This window comes from Cupriavidus sp. FW305-26, assembly GCF_058787975.1.
Map to the genome: position 1 here is coordinate 43,631 of NZ_JBYTAH010000022.1, position 13,876 is coordinate 57,506.

General features: G+C 68.0%; 14 protein-coding genes and 1 tRNA gene. 8 read left to right on the forward strand and 7 right to left on the reverse strand.

The window, feature by feature from the left end; translation table 11 throughout:
- Window positions 1-19: 19 nt before the first annotated feature.
- Window positions 20-2,044, forward strand: a complete 2,025-nt coding sequence (locus tag AC3WQZ_RS14515; protein WP_492300773.1) for an acetoacetate--CoA ligase — start codon at window positions 20-22, stop codon at window positions 2,042-2,044.
- A gap of 21 nt (window positions 2,045-2,065) precedes the next feature.
- Here the strand turns inward: AC3WQZ_RS14515 and AC3WQZ_RS14520 are convergent, their stop codons facing one another.
- Window positions 2,066-2,719 (reverse strand): glutathione S-transferase family protein, encoded by a 654-nt coding sequence (locus AC3WQZ_RS14520; RefSeq protein ID WP_010813769.1) that lies wholly within the window; start codon window positions 2,717-2,719, stop codon window positions 2,066-2,068.
- A gap of 250 nt (window positions 2,720-2,969) precedes the next feature.
- Here AC3WQZ_RS14520 and AC3WQZ_RS14525 point away from each other — a divergent pair, with 250 nt between their 5' ends.
- Both AC3WQZ_RS14525 and AC3WQZ_RS14530 read left to right on the forward strand, forming a co-directional pair.
- Entirely contained in the window at window positions 2,970-4,184 is a 1,215-nt protein-coding gene (locus AC3WQZ_RS14525) for a polyhydroxyalkanoate depolymerase (protein ID WP_010813770.1), read from the forward strand.
- An 84-nt stretch (window positions 4,185-4,268) separates the two neighbouring features.
- Window positions 4,269-5,171 (forward strand): aldose epimerase family protein, encoded by a 903-nt coding sequence (locus tag AC3WQZ_RS14530; RefSeq protein WP_492300774.1) that lies wholly within the window; start codon window positions 4,269-4,271, stop codon window positions 5,169-5,171.
- 15 nt (window positions 5,172-5,186) lie between these two features.
- Here AC3WQZ_RS14530 and AC3WQZ_RS14535 read toward each other — a convergent pair whose 3' ends face one another.
- The 3 genes from AC3WQZ_RS14535 to AC3WQZ_RS14545 form a co-directional block, all read right to left on the reverse strand.
- Window positions 5,187-5,564 (reverse strand): DUF5594 family protein, encoded by a 378-nt coding sequence (locus AC3WQZ_RS14535; RefSeq protein ID WP_492300775.1) that lies wholly within the window; start codon window positions 5,562-5,564, stop codon window positions 5,187-5,189.
- A gap of 86 nt (window positions 5,565-5,650) precedes the next feature.
- Window positions 5,651-6,763 carry a CoA transferase gene (locus AC3WQZ_RS14540; protein WP_454751184.1) on the reverse strand — a complete coding sequence of 371 codons (1,113 nt, stop codon included), beginning with the start codon at window positions 6,761-6,763 and terminating at the stop codon, window positions 5,651-5,653.
- A gap of 8 nt (window positions 6,764-6,771) precedes the next feature.
- On the reverse strand, window positions 6,772-7,761 hold the full coding sequence (locus AC3WQZ_RS14545) for a tripartite tricarboxylate transporter substrate binding protein (protein WP_011615869.1): 990 nt from the start codon (window positions 7,759-7,761) through the stop codon (window positions 6,772-6,774).
- Between the two features lie 90 nt (window positions 7,762-7,851).
- Here AC3WQZ_RS14545 and AC3WQZ_RS14550 point away from each other — a divergent pair, with 90 nt between their 5' ends.
- From AC3WQZ_RS14550 to trmB, 4 genes are all read left to right on the forward strand, one after another.
- On the forward strand, window positions 7,852-8,850 hold the full coding sequence (locus tag AC3WQZ_RS14550) for a LysR family transcriptional regulator (RefSeq protein ID WP_454751186.1): 999 nt from the start codon (window positions 7,852-7,854) through the stop codon (window positions 8,848-8,850).
- A gap of 107 nt (window positions 8,851-8,957) precedes the next feature.
- Complete coding sequence (locus AC3WQZ_RS14555) at window positions 8,958-9,818, forward strand: transglutaminase-like domain-containing protein (RefSeq protein ID WP_492300777.1); 861 nt, start codon at window positions 8,958-8,960, stop codon at window positions 9,816-9,818.
- Window positions 9,819-9,916: 98 nt separating this feature from the next.
- A tRNA-Gly gene (locus AC3WQZ_RS14560) sits at window positions 9,917-9,991 on the forward strand.
- Between the two features lie 66 nt (window positions 9,992-10,057).
- Window positions 10,058-10,846, forward strand: a complete 789-nt coding sequence (gene trmB, locus AC3WQZ_RS14565; RefSeq protein ID WP_439670902.1) for a tRNA (guanosine(46)-N7)-methyltransferase TrmB — start codon at window positions 10,058-10,060, stop codon at window positions 10,844-10,846.
- Between the two features lie 69 nt (window positions 10,847-10,915).
- Here trmB and AC3WQZ_RS14570 read toward each other — a convergent pair whose 3' ends face one another.
- The 3 genes from AC3WQZ_RS14570 to AC3WQZ_RS14580 all read right to left on the reverse strand — a co-directional run bounded on the left by AC3WQZ_RS14570 (window position 10,916) and on the right by AC3WQZ_RS14580 (window position 12,783).
- Window positions 10,916-11,797 carry an undecaprenyl-diphosphate phosphatase gene (locus AC3WQZ_RS14570; RefSeq protein WP_010813778.1) on the reverse strand — a complete coding sequence of 294 codons (882 nt, stop codon included), beginning with the start codon at window positions 11,795-11,797 and terminating at the stop codon, window positions 10,916-10,918.
- Window positions 11,798-11,875: 78 nt separating this feature from the next.
- A complete protein-coding gene (locus AC3WQZ_RS14575) occupies window positions 11,876-12,436 on the reverse strand; it encodes a DUF1439 domain-containing protein (RefSeq protein WP_010813779.1) in 561 nt (186 codons plus the stop codon).
- A gap of 41 nt (window positions 12,437-12,477) precedes the next feature.
- Window positions 12,478-12,783, reverse strand: a complete 306-nt coding sequence (locus tag AC3WQZ_RS14580; protein WP_037023570.1) for a hypothetical protein — start codon at window positions 12,781-12,783, stop codon at window positions 12,478-12,480.
- A gap of 276 nt (window positions 12,784-13,059) precedes the next feature.
- Here AC3WQZ_RS14580 and AC3WQZ_RS14585 point away from each other — a divergent pair, with 276 nt between their 5' ends.
- A complete protein-coding gene (locus AC3WQZ_RS14585) occupies window positions 13,060-13,875 on the forward strand; it encodes a TetR/AcrR family transcriptional regulator (RefSeq protein ID WP_010813781.1) in 816 nt (271 codons plus the stop codon).
- Window position 13,876: the final 1 nt, after the last annotated feature.

Consider the following 13,876-nt stretch of genomic DNA (forward strand, 5'->3'; position numbering starts at 1 on the left):
ACGGGCCCGAGGAGGAGACATGAGCACCCCCGCCCCTCTGACCGAAGGGAATCTGATGTGGACGCCGTCCGCGGCGTTCCGCGACAGCAGCCAGATCGCCGCCTTCATGCGCTGGCTGCGCGCCGAGCGCAGCCTGGCCTTTGACGACTACGACAGCCTGTGGCAGTGGTCGGTCACCGAGCTGGAAGCCTTCTGGGATGCCGTGCGCGCGTATTTCGACGTGCATTTCGACACGCCCGCCACGCAGGTGCTGGACCGCCACACCATGCCGGGCGCACGCTGGTTCGAAGGCGCGACGCTGAACTACGTGCAGCAGGTATTCCGCCATGCCGGCATTGGCAGCGCCCGCCAGCGCGCCGCGATCCGTTACGCCGGCGAAGCGCAGCCGCTGGCCGAAGTGAGCTGGGACACCCTCGAAGCCCAGGTCGCGTCGCTGGCGCATGCGCTGCGCCAGATGGGTGTGCAGCGCGGCGACCGTGTCGCCGGCTACCTGCCCAATATCCCCGCCACCATCGTCGCCTTCCTCGCCACCGCCAGCCTCGGCGCGGTGTGGTCGGGCTGCGCGCCCGACATGGGCCAGGTGGCAGTGATCGACCGCTTCCGCCAGATCGAGCCCAAGGTGCTGATAGCAGTCGATGGCTACCGCTATGGCGGCAAGGTCTACGACCGCGCCCCGGTGGTGGCAGACCTGGTCGCCACCCTCCCCTCGCTGACCGATCTCGTGCTCGTTCCACAGGTCGGCAGCAATGCGGCGCCGCCCGCCGGCGTGCGCACCCATGCCTGGCAGGAGGTGCTGGCGCACGACGTGCCGCTGGCGATCGAGCCGGTGCCGTTCGACCACCCGCTGTGGATCGTCTATTCGTCCGGCACCACCGGCATGCCCAAGCCGATCGTGCATGGCCATGGCGGCATCGTCATCGAGCAGCTCAAGCTGATGGCCTTCCATAACAACCTGGGCCCGGACGATGTCTTCCACTGGTACAGCAGCAGCGGCTGGATCATGTGGAACGCGCAGGTGGCCGGGCTGCTGCTGGGCACCACCATCGCACTGTATGACGGCAACCCGGCTTTTCCGGATGCCGGCGTGCTGTGGCGCTTCGTCGACGATGCCGGCGTGACCATGTTCGGCGCCGGCGCGGCCTTCTTCACCAACTGCATGAAGGCGGGCATCGAGCCGGCGCGCATCGCCGACGTGTCGCGCCTGCGCGGGCTCGGCTCGACCGGCTCGCCGCTGCCGGTCGAGGCCTACGACTGGATCTACCGCCATGTGCGCGAAGACATCTGGCTGGTGCCGATGTCGGGCGGCACCGACTTTGCCGGCTCGTTCGTCGCCGGCTGCCCGCTGCTGCCGGTCTATTCCGGCGAGATGCAGTGCCGCTGCCTGGGCGCCAGGGTGGAGGCCTTCGACGACCACGGCCAGCCGCTGCTCGACGCGGTGGGCGAACTGGTCTGCACCGAGCCGATGCCGTCGATGCCGCTCTACCTGTGGGGCGACACCGACGGCAAGCGCTATCGCGACAGCTATTTCGACACCTATCCCGGCGTCTGGCGGCATGGCGACTGGATCAAGATCACAAGGCGCGGCGGCGCTGTGATCTACGGGCGCTCGGACGCCACCATCAACCGCCACGGCATCCGCATGGGCACCAGCGAGCTGTACCGCGTGGTGGAAGACCTGCCGGAGGTGCTCGACAGCATGGTGGTCGACCTGGAATACCTGGGCCGCGAATCCTATATGCCGCTGTTCGTGGTGCTGCGCGAAGGCCTGGTGCTGGATGATGCGCTGCGCGATACCCTGCGCGCGCGCATCCGCGACGCGCTGTCCTCGCGCCACGTGCCCAACGAGATCGTGCAGGCGCCCGGCGTGCCGCGCACGCTGTCGGGCAAGAAGATGGAGGTGCCGATCAAGAAGCTGCTGCTCGGCCATGCGCCGCAGGGCATCGCCAACCGCGATGCGATGGCCAACCCGGACACGCTCGACTGGTACTTCGACTACGCCGCACGCTTCCTGGCTGCGCGGCAAGCCGAATCGGCCACGGCGTAGCGTCAGCGCCGGCGGCGGCCGCTAGAACTCCACATCCAGCTCGCTGATTTCGTCGGGTTCCTCGCGCGCCGCCGCGATCCACTCCTGCAGTTCCGGCATCGACAGGATCTGCTTGCAGTAGGCAACCGGCACGGGATCGAGCATCACGCCATAGGTGACAAAGCGCGTCACCACCGGCGCGTACATGGCGTCGGCCATGGTGCGCGTGCCGAACAGGTATGGCCCGCCGTAGCGCGTCAGGCATTCGGTCCAGATCGCCGTGACGCGATCGATGTCCGCCTGCGCACGCGACCACACCTTCATCCCGGGGAAATGCCCCTTCAGGTTCATCGGCAGCGCCGAACGCATCGCGGCGAACCCGGAATGCATCTCGCCGCAGATGGCACGGCAGTGGGCACGCGCGGCGCGGTCTTCCGGCAGCAGGCCAGCCTTGGGGTGGATTTCATTCAGGTATTCGGCGATTGCCAGCGTGTCCCACACCGTTACGCCGTGGTGGCGCAGGCACGGCACCAGGATCGACGGGGACAGCAGCAGGATTTCCGCACGCGCCGCGGCGTCGTCCGGCGGCACCAGCACTTCTTCGAATTCCAGGCCGGCAAAGCGCGCCAGCAGCCAGCCGCGCAGCGACCATGAGGAATAGGTCTTGCTGCTGATGGTGAGTGTGGTCTTGGACATCGCGCCTCCTTTACTGCTTGTTGCCGCTAATGGCCGCGCACCTATGCAGTGCATCCGGCAGGCACCAGTCTGAAGCCGCTGCGCGCAACGCGCCGCGAAGCGGCGCCATGCCCATGCGCCAGGCGCATGCCTCGCTACTTGCGCGGCATTGTCCGCCCGCTCACAGCACAATGCGCAAGGCGCGTGCCAGGCATAAACTGATGGCATGCATATTGCGGCTCGCAAGAACCAGAATAGCGGGGACCGAGCCATGCTGTACCACGCCTACCAGATCTACGCGGACATGATACTGCCGGCCTGCACGCTGGCGGAGCTGGCTGCCGCGACGCTGGCGGCAAATCCCAGGTCCGGTGGTTTCGACGCGGTGCCCCGCCTGCGTGCCGCCTGCGAGCTCATCGCACTGGTGCGGCTCACGCACCACCGGCCGGCCTTCGGCATCGACCACGCAACCGTCGGCGGTCAGCCGGTGCCGGTCACCGAGGAAGTCGTCGCGCGCACGCCGTTCTGCTCGCTGCTGCACTTCCGCCGCCATGGCATCGTCGGCCAGCCGCGCGTGCTGCTGGTGGCGCCGATGTCCGGCCACTTCGCCACGCTGCTGCGCGGCACGGTCCAGACCATGCTGGCCGACCATGACGTCTATCTCACCGACTGGCACAACCCCCGCGACATTCCGTTGCTGGCCGGGCGCTTCGGCTTCGATGAATTCGTGCAGCACCTGATCGGCTTCCTGCAGACGCTGGGCGGCGGCACGCATCTGGTGGCGATTTGCCAGCCTGCCGTGGCAGCGCTGGCGGCAGCGGCACTCATGGCCGAGGACGGGGATCCCGCCCAGCCGCCCAGCCTGACGCTGATGGCCGGCCCCATCGACGCGCGCGTCAATCCGACCAAGGTCAACGCGCTGGCCATGAGCCAACCCCTCGAATGGTTCGAGCGCACCTTGATCGGCATGGTGCCGCTGCGCTTTGCCGGCGCGATGCGGCGCGTCTACCCGGGCCACGTGCAGCTGCTGGCCTTCATGAGCATGAACCCGGAGCGGCACGAACAGGCGCTGCGCGAGCTCTACGCCCTGCGCGAGCGCGGCGAGCACGACAAGGCCGATGCCATCCGCGACTTCTACATCGAGTACTTCGCCACCATGGACCTGACCGCGGAGTTCTACCTGGAAACCGTCAGCCTGGTATTCCAGCGCTTCCTGCTGGCCCAGGGCCTGCTTGACGTGAGCGGACGCCGTGTCCGCACGCGCGCCATCCACCGCACCGCCCTGCTCACCGTGGAGGGTGAACGCGACGATATCTGCGCCATCGGCCAGACCGTGGCGGCGCAGGACCTGTGCTCCAGCCTGCGCCCCTACATGCGCATGCATCATGTGCAGACCGGGGTCGGGCACTATGGCGTGTTCAACGGCAGGCGGTGGGAGACGCAGGTGTACCCGCTGGTGCGCAACACCATCTACACCAGCAGCTAAGCCGGCAGCCGCCAGCGCGCTGGCCTCGCTTATCATGGCAGCTGCGCCGGGCGGCACGCGAACGGCGCGGCACCAACGATCAACATGCCATTGCTACCGACACAAGACTTCCAGGGCCAGCCGCTGGTCCGGATCGGCGATGCCGACACGTTCCTGCTGCTCGCCCCGCAACACGGCGGGCGGCTGGTCCGCTGGGTGCACCGCGGACAGGACATCCTCTACTGGCCGGACGCTGCCGACTGGTCCCGCCCGGCCAAGGTCCGCGGCGGCAACCCGCTGCTGTTTCCGTTTATCGGCCGGCATTTTGCCAATGGCAATCCGGGCCAGTGGCGCGACGGACAAGGGACCATGCGCACGCTGGCGCAGCACGGCTTTGCGCGCGACCTGCCCTTCGACGTCAGCGCCATCGACGCGCAAGCCGCGATCACGATGACGCTGCGCGACAGCGATGCAACGCGGGCCGGCTACCCCTTTGCCTTTGTCTTCGACGCCATCTACCGCTTGCTGCCCGACGGCCTCGAAGTCACGCTGCGCACCATCAATACCGGCGCGCAACGCCTGCCCTGCTATCCCGGCCACCATTTCTATTTCGCGCTGCCGCACGCGCAACGTGGCGCCGCGTCGCTGGCATTGCCGGGCACGGACCGCATGCGCCAGCTACCCGATGGCAGCCCCGGGCCCGCAGAGCGGGGCGAGACGACTTACTGGCTGGACGACGCACGCCTGCAGGACACGTTCCACGTCTTTCGCGACAGCCCGTCCGCCGCGCTGGCGATGCCGGACCGCCGCGTCACGTTCGAACTCGACCTTGCCGGCAGCGCGCCATGGCATGCCGTGACGACCTGGTCCGAAAACGAAACCTCCGACTTCTATTGCGTGGAACCGTGGGTAGGCCTGCCCGACGCGATCCACCACGGTCAGGGGCTGCGCTGGATCGAGCCGGGGCAAACGGAAAGCGCGATATGCCGGCTGTGGGTGGCTGGCTGAGTCAGTGCACCCGGCTCAGCGCTCGAAATCCAGTCCGCCGATCAGGATCGCCGGGTCAGCCTGCGACAGCGAGCGGAAATCGATCCCGCGCGGCTCCTGCCAGGCGCGCAGCTTTGCCGGCAGCGCCGCCAGGTAACCGGCAAAGCGCACCTCGCCACCGGCCGCGAACAAGCGCTGCACCTCCAGTCCATCCCACGCCAGCGTGATATCCAGCGCATAAGGGTGGCGCCGCAGGTCCGGCGGGCCATCCCCGGTTACGCGCAGGCGCGGCGGCCAGCCGGGGGCTTCGGCGGGCAGGGTGTGGAGTTGCACGCGCCGGTCATGCTGGCCAATCGCGGCGGCGATGCGCGGCAGGCATTCCGCTTCAAAGCGGGCGAAGAAATCGGTGGTCAAGGTGGCGGCGTCCTGACGTTGCGAGTTGGAGCGATGGCGGCACACAGCCGTGCGCCATCGTGCCAGCAACTATACGCCGCCGGGTGTCATACCGGGCGGTAGACCTGGAAGCCCAGCCCCGGCGACAGCACCTCGGTCTCCCCTTCCTGCAGCGCCACCGGCCGCAGGCTGCCATTAGCCATCGACTCCCCCGCAAACTCAGCGATATTGCGCAGGCGGGCCGCCGGGATCCCCAGCGCGCTGAGGCGCAATTCGAGATCCTCCGCGGTGCCCGCCGCCACTGCGCCCGCAATCGCCCGCTTGAGCGCGGCCGGATCGAGCGAGCGCACGAAGGCAGGCAAGGCGCCCGCATCCAGCGGCGTCTCGAACAAGGCCGGATCTTGCGCAAGCCCGCCCAGCCCGAGTGCGTCAAGCAGCGCCAGCAACTGCTTCGGCGTATTCGCGCCGATCGCCAGCCAGCCATCCTGCGTGCGGAAGAAATCGGCCGACGGGCTGCCCGAATAGCCCTGGTTGCCCTGCCGCGCCGGCACGCCGCCGGTGGTCATGGCATCGCACGTCATCGGATACATCAGTTGCAGGCCGGCGGTGGCCATCGAGACATCGAGCAGCATGCCCCGCCCCGTGCGTTCGCTCTCGCGCACGCCGGCCAGGATGGCAAAGGCGGCCAGCATGCCGGTGGCCGAGTCGATCACCGGGAAGCCGGTCTTCATCGGCGGATCGCCCTCGGTGCCGGCCATCCAGGCCATGCCGGTGGCGGCCTGCACCACGTGGTCGTAGGCAGGCCGGCCATGCCACTGCGCCGCGCCGCGGCCAAAGCCCGAGATGCTGCAATAGACCACGCGCGGATTGCGCGCGCGCACCGCCTCGTAGCCCAGCCCGAAGCGCTCGAGCACGCCCGGCCGCAGGTTGTCGACGAAGACATCGCAGCGGCCGGCCAGTTCCAGCGCGTGTTCGCGCCCTGCCTCATCCGACAGGTCGAGCGCCAGCGACGACTTGCCCGCATTGAGCGCGACAAAGGCGGCATGCCCCTTGCCCGCGCGGCGCATCACGTCGCCACCGCCGGCGCTCTCGACCTTGGTGATCCGCGCCCCCAACTGCGCCAGCAGGAAGGTGGCAAACGGCCCGGCGATCACGTGCGAGAAATCCAGCACGGTGATGCCGGCCAGCGGGGCAAAGTCCGGTTGTGGAGTGAGGGTCATGGGATAGCCTATTCGATGGTGATGCGGTTCTTGTCGATAACCTGGCGGATGCGGGTGGTCTCATCGGCCACCAGCCGCGAGAAGGCTTCAGGCGTGGGCGTCGGCGCAAGCACCGCGCCCATCTCGGCATAGCGCCGGCGCAGGCCGGGATCGCCCAGCGCCTGCAGCACCGCGGCATGCAGCCGCGCCACGATCGGCGCGGGCAGATGCGGCGGCGCCCAGATGCCGCTCCATGCGTCGAGATCGAGATCCTTGCGGCCCAGCGCCTCATTCAGCGTGGGCACCTGCGGCAGCACCGCGGCGCGGCTGGCCGAGGTCACCGCCAGGGCCCGCACCTTGCCGCTGGCGATCTGCGGAATCGCCGTCGCCGCCACCGGGAAGCCGAACTGCGTGTCGCCCTTTATCAGCGATGGCACGATCTCGACCGAGCCCTTGTACGGCACATGCACCACGTCGATGCCGGTGGCCGACGCAAACGCCGCGCCCGACACATGCGCGGCCGAGCCGATCCCGCCCGAGGCGTAGTTCAGCGTGCCCGGCGCGCGCCGCGCCGCGGCGACCAGGTCGGCCACGTTCCGGTACGGCGAGCCGGCGCTGACCACCAGCACCGCCGGACTGACGCCGACGCGGATGATGTGGGTGAACGCCATCGGGTCGAACTTCGCGCCGGGCTGCAGCAGCTTCTGCGTGACATGGGTCGAGGCACCCAGCATCAGCGTGTAGCCATCCGCCGGCTGCTGCGCGACAAACTCCGCGGCCAGGATGCCGCCTGCACCGACCTTGTTCTCGACCACCACCGGCTGGCCAAGCTCTCGCGCCAGCAACTCAGCCAGCTTGCGGGTCTGGATATCCGGACCGCCGCCGGCGGCGTAGGGCACCACCAGCCGGATCGGGCGGTTGGGATAGGGACTGGCCGCACCGGCCCTGCCCAGCGCGGCAGCGGCCGGCAGCGCCAGCAGGGACTTCAGCAGCAGGCGGCGCCCGACGTTGGCATGCATCGCATGTCTCCTCCATGGTTTGCCCCGATTGTCCGGCGCCGGGCCATTCGAAACAATTATCCAGTCTTGATGGAACCATCACATTTTGTTATGAGTCCCGCCTCCCCTACGCGCGCCAGCGCCGCCACGCCGTCTCCCAACCGGATTGACCGGCTGCGCATCCGGCACCTGCGCCTGCTCGACCTGGTGGCGCGCAGCGGCTCGCTGACCGCGGCCGGCGAAGCGCTGCATATCAGCCAGCCCGCCGTCACCAAGATGCTGCAGGAACTGGAGTACGCCTTCGGCTGCAGGCTGATCGAACGCACCACGCGCGGCGGACGGCTGAGTGCCGCGGGCGAACGCGCGCTGGAGCGGCTGCGCGTGGTGCTGGGCGTGATCGACGCCGCCGGCGAGGCGCTGCAGGCGCGCCCGGAAGTGCCGCTGGTCCGGCTGGGCATGCTGCCGCTGGTGGGCGTGGACGTGCTGCCGCAGGCGGTCGCGCTGCTGCGGGCCCAGGACGCGCTGCCGCGGCTGGCAGTGCGCGAACATAGCGTCGGCGGCCTGACCGCAATGCTCTGCGAAGGCGAACTCGACTGCATCGTGGGCCGGCTGCAGAAAGACGACACCGACCAGCTCAAGGCCAGGGTCCACATCACCCCGCTGCGCGATGAATACCTGGCCGTGGTCTGCGCCCCCGCCCACGCGCTGGCGCGGCGCCGCGAGGTCGCGCTGGCGGACCTGCATGAAGGTCCCTGGATCCTGCCGCCGCGCGGCACCCACACGCGCGACGTGTTCGAGCAGCCATTCCTCGACGCCGGCCAGCTGCCGCCCGTTCCGCATATCGAATCGGCCTCGTTCCACAGCAACCTGGCCATGACCGCCGCGGGCGGCTTCCTGACGGTGGCGCCGGCCACGGCGCTGTCCCACTACCAGGCCATGTCGATGGTGCGGGAAGTGCGGCTGCGCACCCCGTTTGCATCGGGCCGGCTGGTCTTCATCACCCCGGCGCAGATCGAGGCGCCGCCCGCCGTGATCCGGTTGCGCGAAGCCCTCGAAGCGGTGACAAGGCAGGACACCGGCGCGCCGCCGGCACGCGCGCGGCGCCGCTGACAGGTCACGGTCTGGCTGCCGCACTACACTGGCAATGGATGCACCGCCATTTCCGGCCCCAGGGAACCGGCCGCCTTTCCACGGCCCCAGCCAGTGCTGACCACCCGATGAACCGCCTCAGGTACGCAGTAAGCCTGTCCTATGAAGTCATGGATCCCATGGCGGACTTCCTGCTCAATATCGAAGCCGCCCGCACGCCCCGGCAGTCCGTCGTCTCGGAGCAGCTGACGCTGCCGCCCGGCCTCGAGATCGCCCGCTACACCGATCCCGTGCTGGCCAACCGGCTGCTCAGGCTGCGCGCACCCCAGGGCCCCCTCGGCATCCGCTATGAGGCGATCATCGACATCGATCACTACCTGGAAGACGGCGACAGGTTGTCAGAAGTGCCCGTTGCCGAGTTGCCCTTCGATGTCCTGCCCTACCTGGCACCAAGCCGCTACTGCGAATCCGACCGCCTGATGGAATTCGCCAGCCGCGAGTTCGGCGGCATGCTGCGGGGCTATGTGCGCGTCTACGCCATCCGCGAGTGGGTGCGCAATCATGTGCGCTTCCTGTCGCGGTCCACCAACGAACGCACCTCGGCTGCCGACACAATCGTGGAACGCACCGGCGTCTGCAGGGATTTCGCCCACCTGATGATCGCCCTGTGCCGCGCGCTGAGCATCCCGGCACGCATGTCCAGCAGCCTCGACTACGGCGCGGACGCAGACATGGGCGGGCCGGATTTCCACGCGGTGGTGGAGGTCTACCTGTCGCACCGCTGGTACCTGCTGGATCCTTCGGGCATCTCGATCCCCACCGGCCTGCTTCGCATCGGCACCGGCCGGGATGCCGCGGACATACCGTTTGCGGCCATCTTCGGCCAGGTAAGGTCGGAGCGGCCCGCGGTGGAAATCGAGCCGTTGACGGATGCGGCGGCTGGCATCGGGATGCCGGTGTTTACGCCGCAGGCGATTTCTACGTGGTAGCGGATCCGGACGTTAGTGCTCGCACAGGCACTTATTTTGCCCGTACCGCAGCTGGCAGCTTGCGTCCTCGCCAGAAATCCGCATAGAATCGCGGGTTCGCGGGCGTCGTATAATGGCTATTACCTTAGCTTCCCAAGCTAAAGACGTGGGTTCGATTCCCATCGCCCGCTCCACTTCCAGTCGAGACAAGCCGCCTTTGCCACCATTACGGTGATCTGCCCGGCGGCTTTTTTGTTGCCATGCTTCCCCAAGACCCCAGCACCGAACCGACGCCGGCTGACGACGCCGCGCCGGTAGACAGCGCCGGACAAGCGTCCGCCCCCTCTCCTGCCGATCCTGAAGGCGTTGCGCATCCGCGCCGGATCCGTTCGTTCGTGCGCCGCGCGGGGCGGACCTCGACCGGGCAGCAGCGTGCCATCGACGAAGTCGGGCCGCGCATGATGGTGCCGTACGCACCGCAGCCACTGGACTGGGAGGCAACATTTGGCCGCAAGGCGCCGTCGATCCTTGAGATCGGCTTCGGCATGGGTGAGACCACCGCGCATATCGCCGGCCTGCGGCCGCAAGACAACTTCCTGGGCTGCGAGGTGCATGAGCCCGGCGTGGGCGCGCTGCTCAAGCTGATCGACGAGCGCGGCCTGGCCAATGTGCGGATCCTCCAGCACGATGCGGTGGAGGTGATCGCGCATATGCTGACCGATGACTGCCTGGACGGCGTGCATATCTACTTCCCGGACCCCTGGCACAAGAAGCGCCACAACAAGCGCCGGCTGGTGCAGCCGCCGCTGGTGAAGGTGCTGGCCGCGCGGCTGAAGCCGGGCGGCTATATCCACTGCGCGACCGACTGGGAAGAGTACGCGCATCAGATGCTGGAAGTGCTGTCGGGAGAGCCGTTGCTGGAGAACACCTCGACCGCTGCGGACGGATTTGCCGAGCGGCCCGATTACCGGCCCGTGACCAAGTTCGAGCGGCGCGGCGTGCGCCTCGGGCATGGCGTGTGGGACGTGGTCTTTCGCAAGCGCGCCTGAGCGCTGGCGACGGAGAAACAAAAAAGCGTGGCACCTGCCACGCTTTTTTGTTGCCTGCGGCAATCCCGCTCAGGCGTGCCAGGACACCAGGCCGGAGTACGCGGTCAACAGCACCACGATGCCGAAGGCGATACGGTACCAGGCAAACGGCTTGAAATCATGCGTGGCGACGAAACGCAGCAGCCAGCGCACGCACAGGAAGGCGGACAGGAAGGCAAAGACGAAGCCCACCGCGAAGATGCCGAGGTCGTCCCCGTTCAGCAGCGCGCGCGCCTTGTACAGCTCGTAGACGGTGGCGCCGAAGATCACCGGGATCGCCAGGAAGAACGAGAACTCGGTGGCCACCTGCCGCGACAGCCCGAACAGCATGCCGCCGATGATGGTGGCGCCCGAGCGCGAGGTGCCCGGCACCAGCGCGAAGCATTGCGCCAGGCCGACCTTGAGGGCATCGCGCCAGTTCAGGTCATCGACCGATTCAATCCGCGGCGCGCCGGCCTTGGCGGCCTCCAGCAGCGCATTGCCCTGCGGATGCGAGACCGTGCCGCGGCGCGCGTCGCGCCATTCGGCCAGCAGGATCACCACGCCGCCGACGATAAAGGCCAGCGCCACCGAGATCGGGTTGAACAGGTGGGCCTTGATCCATTTGCCGAAGATAAAGGCCAGCACGATGGCCGGCACCGAGGCGATCACCACGTTGGCGGCAAAGCGTTGCGCGAGCGGCTCGGCGCGCAGGCCGCGCACCACGTTGCCGATGCGCGCGCGGAATTCCCAGCATACCGCCAGGATCGCGCCGAACTGGATCACGATTTCGAAGATCTTGCCCTTCTCGTCGTTGAAGTCGAGCAGCTGGCCGGCCAGGATCAGGTGGCCGGTGCTGGAGATGGGGAGAAACTCGGTCAGTCCTTCGACGATGCCGAGTATCACGGCTTTCAGGGCAAGTGCGATTTCCATGCGGAACGGAGAAACGTGGTCATGGGCGTTGCCCGGCATGCGCGCCGGACCGCCTGGATTGTTGTATGAGCGCCCCGGTCACGGGCGGTTGATCTTGACGTTGATGCCGTCTGGCAAAACGGTGATTGTACCGGGTGCCACATTCGTGCCGGCAACCCGCAGCTGGTCTTCGCGGAAGGTATAGAGCGGATAGTCCTGCAGCAGCTGCTCGGCCAGGATGCCGCCCAGCGCGTTGAGCTGGCGCGAAAACTGCGCGGGCATGCCCTGCACGTCGAAGCGCTGCACCTCGGGGTCCTGCAGCACCACCGAGCGCGTGGGTTCGTCATAGCGCAGGCCGCTGTCCAGCGCAAAACGCCCTGACAGGGCCCGGCTGAAGAACAGCTTGTTGTCGATCATGGCGTCAAACTGCACGTTGACGCGGTTGCGCGCCGGGTCCAGCGTCAGCTGCGGGTTGGTCAGCTGGATGTCGAACAACTCCATATAGCGCTTGTTGAACGGAAACTTGCGCTCCAGCGCCGCCTGCAGCTGGCTTTGCGAGAAGGTGTATTCGTTGCGGAAGGCGCCGCAGGCGGCCAGGCCCACGGCCAGCGTGGCCGCGGCTGCCGCGGCAAGCCAGCGCCGTCGGGAAGTCCGGATCATATTGCCTCCGATTGCGGGATAGTCAGGTGGCGTACCAGGCGTCATGCGAGCGGACCGGGCCGCCCGGGCCCGGCCTGCGGCGCGGTCAGGATTTCCAGCCGGGTCAGCCAGTGCAGCGCGGCTTCGCGCGAATCGCCGCACATCTCGGCCGACGGCTTCAGGCCGCCGCAGAACGCAGGCCGGTCCGGGCTGCCGAATACCGCGCAGCGCATATCCGGCAGCAGCTGCGCGCACGGCTCGCCCGCCGGCTTGCCGGCGGGCATGCCGGGTAGCGGCGAGGCAATCGACGGGGCGATGCAGCAGGCGCCGCAGCCCGCGCGGCAGGAAAGGTCTGACCGGCAGCTCATGACGATGGTTCAGGATGTGCAATGGACAGCCGCAAAGCGGCCGGCACAAAACGGACATTGTGCCCGAAGGGCCGCTGTCGTCCTGTAAGAAAAGGAAAACGCCGTAAACCGCGCCCGGGCGCCGCCGGAAAAAGCGGACAACAAGCCACACGCGGCAAATCAGCCTCAGTGCCGCCTCGGTGTGTTCCCGAGGGTCGCCGGCCTGCGCTTGACCCCCTCATGGCGCTCATCTACATTACTGACCCACAAGTTATTAACTTTCTGAGCCGCCCCCACGTGCCCCGCAGCACCCGCAAGACATCCGTGAAAACGCCCGCCGATCCGCACAAGGACGCCGACACCCCGCGCTGGAGCCGGCGCAAGGCCGCCCGCCCGCAAGAGCTGGTGGCGGCCGCGCTCGACCTCTTCGTTGAGCGCGGGTATGCGGCCACGCGGCTGGAAGACGTGGCCGCGGCGGCCGGCGTGTCCAAGGGCACGGTCTATCTTTACTTTGCCAACAAGGAAGAGCTGTTCAAGTCGGTGGTGCGCGAGAACCTGGTGCCGGCACTGGCGCGCGGCTCGGACCTGGTCGACGCCTACGACGGCAGCACGCCCGAGCTGTTGCGCGAGCTGCTGCGCGGCTGGTGGGGCCTGATCGGCGCCACGCCGGTGGCGGGGCTGACCAAGCTGATCATGGCCGAGTCGGCCAACTTCCCGGACATCGCCCGTTTCTATAACCAGGAAGTGATGATGCCGGGCGACGAGTTGTTCGCCAAGGTGCTGGCCCGCGGCGTGGCGCGCGGCGAATTCCGCGCGATGCCGGCCAACCCCACCACGACGCTGGTCTGTGCGCCGCTGGTGTTCCTGATGCTGTGGCAGCGCGCGCTGCGCGCCACCGCCGAGAAGGACATCGACCCCGAGGCCTTCCTGGACGGCCTGCTGGACACGCTGCTGTTCGGGCTCACCACCGGCGATGCCCGCAATCGCCCGCTGCCGCCGCAGACCGGCCCCTATATCTGGGAACGCATCCGCGACGACATGCTGGCGCAACGCGCCGCCGCCATGGAAGCCGACGCCGAGCCCGATCCCCCTGCGCCGCGACCCGGCCCCTGAA

Bases quoted from the DNA above. Each gene is read 5' to 3' on its own strand.
- AC3WQZ_RS14515 (WP_492300773.1), top strand. From the start codon at position 20: ATGAGCACCCCCGCCCCTCTGACCGAAGGGAATCTGATGTGGACGCCG.
- AC3WQZ_RS14520 (WP_010813769.1), bottom strand. From the start codon at position 2,719: ATGTCCAAGACCACACTCACCATCAGCAGCAAGACCTATTCCTCATGG.
- AC3WQZ_RS14525 (WP_010813770.1), top strand. From the start codon at position 2,970: ATGCTGTACCACGCCTACCAGATCTACGCGGACATGATACTGCCGGCC.
- AC3WQZ_RS14530 (WP_492300774.1), top strand. From the start codon at position 4,269: ATGCCATTGCTACCGACACAAGACTTCCAGGGCCAGCCGCTGGTCCGG.
- AC3WQZ_RS14540 (WP_454751184.1), bottom strand. From the start codon at position 6,763: ATGACCCTCACTCCACAACCGGACTTTGCCCCGCTGGCCGGCATCACC.
- AC3WQZ_RS14545 (WP_011615869.1), bottom strand. From the start codon at position 7,761: ATGCATGCCAACGTCGGGCGCCGCCTGCTGCTGAAGTCCCTGCTGGCG.
- AC3WQZ_RS14550 (WP_454751186.1), top strand. From the start codon at position 7,852: ATGAGTCCCGCCTCCCCTACGCGCGCCAGCGCCGCCACGCCGTCTCCC.
- AC3WQZ_RS14555 (WP_492300777.1), top strand. From the start codon at position 8,958: ATGAACCGCCTCAGGTACGCAGTAAGCCTGTCCTATGAAGTCATGGAT.
- trmB (WP_439670902.1), top strand. From the start codon at position 10,058: ATGCTTCCCCAAGACCCCAGCACCGAACCGACGCCGGCTGACGACGCC.
- AC3WQZ_RS14570 (WP_010813778.1), bottom strand. From the start codon at position 11,797: ATGGAAATCGCACTTGCCCTGAAAGCCGTGATACTCGGCATCGTCGAA.
- AC3WQZ_RS14575 (WP_010813779.1), bottom strand. From the start codon at position 12,436: ATGATCCGGACTTCCCGACGGCGCTGGCTTGCCGCGGCAGCCGCGGCC.
- AC3WQZ_RS14580 (WP_037023570.1), bottom strand. From the start codon at position 12,783: ATGAGCTGCCGGTCAGACCTTTCCTGCCGCGCGGGCTGCGGCGCCTGC.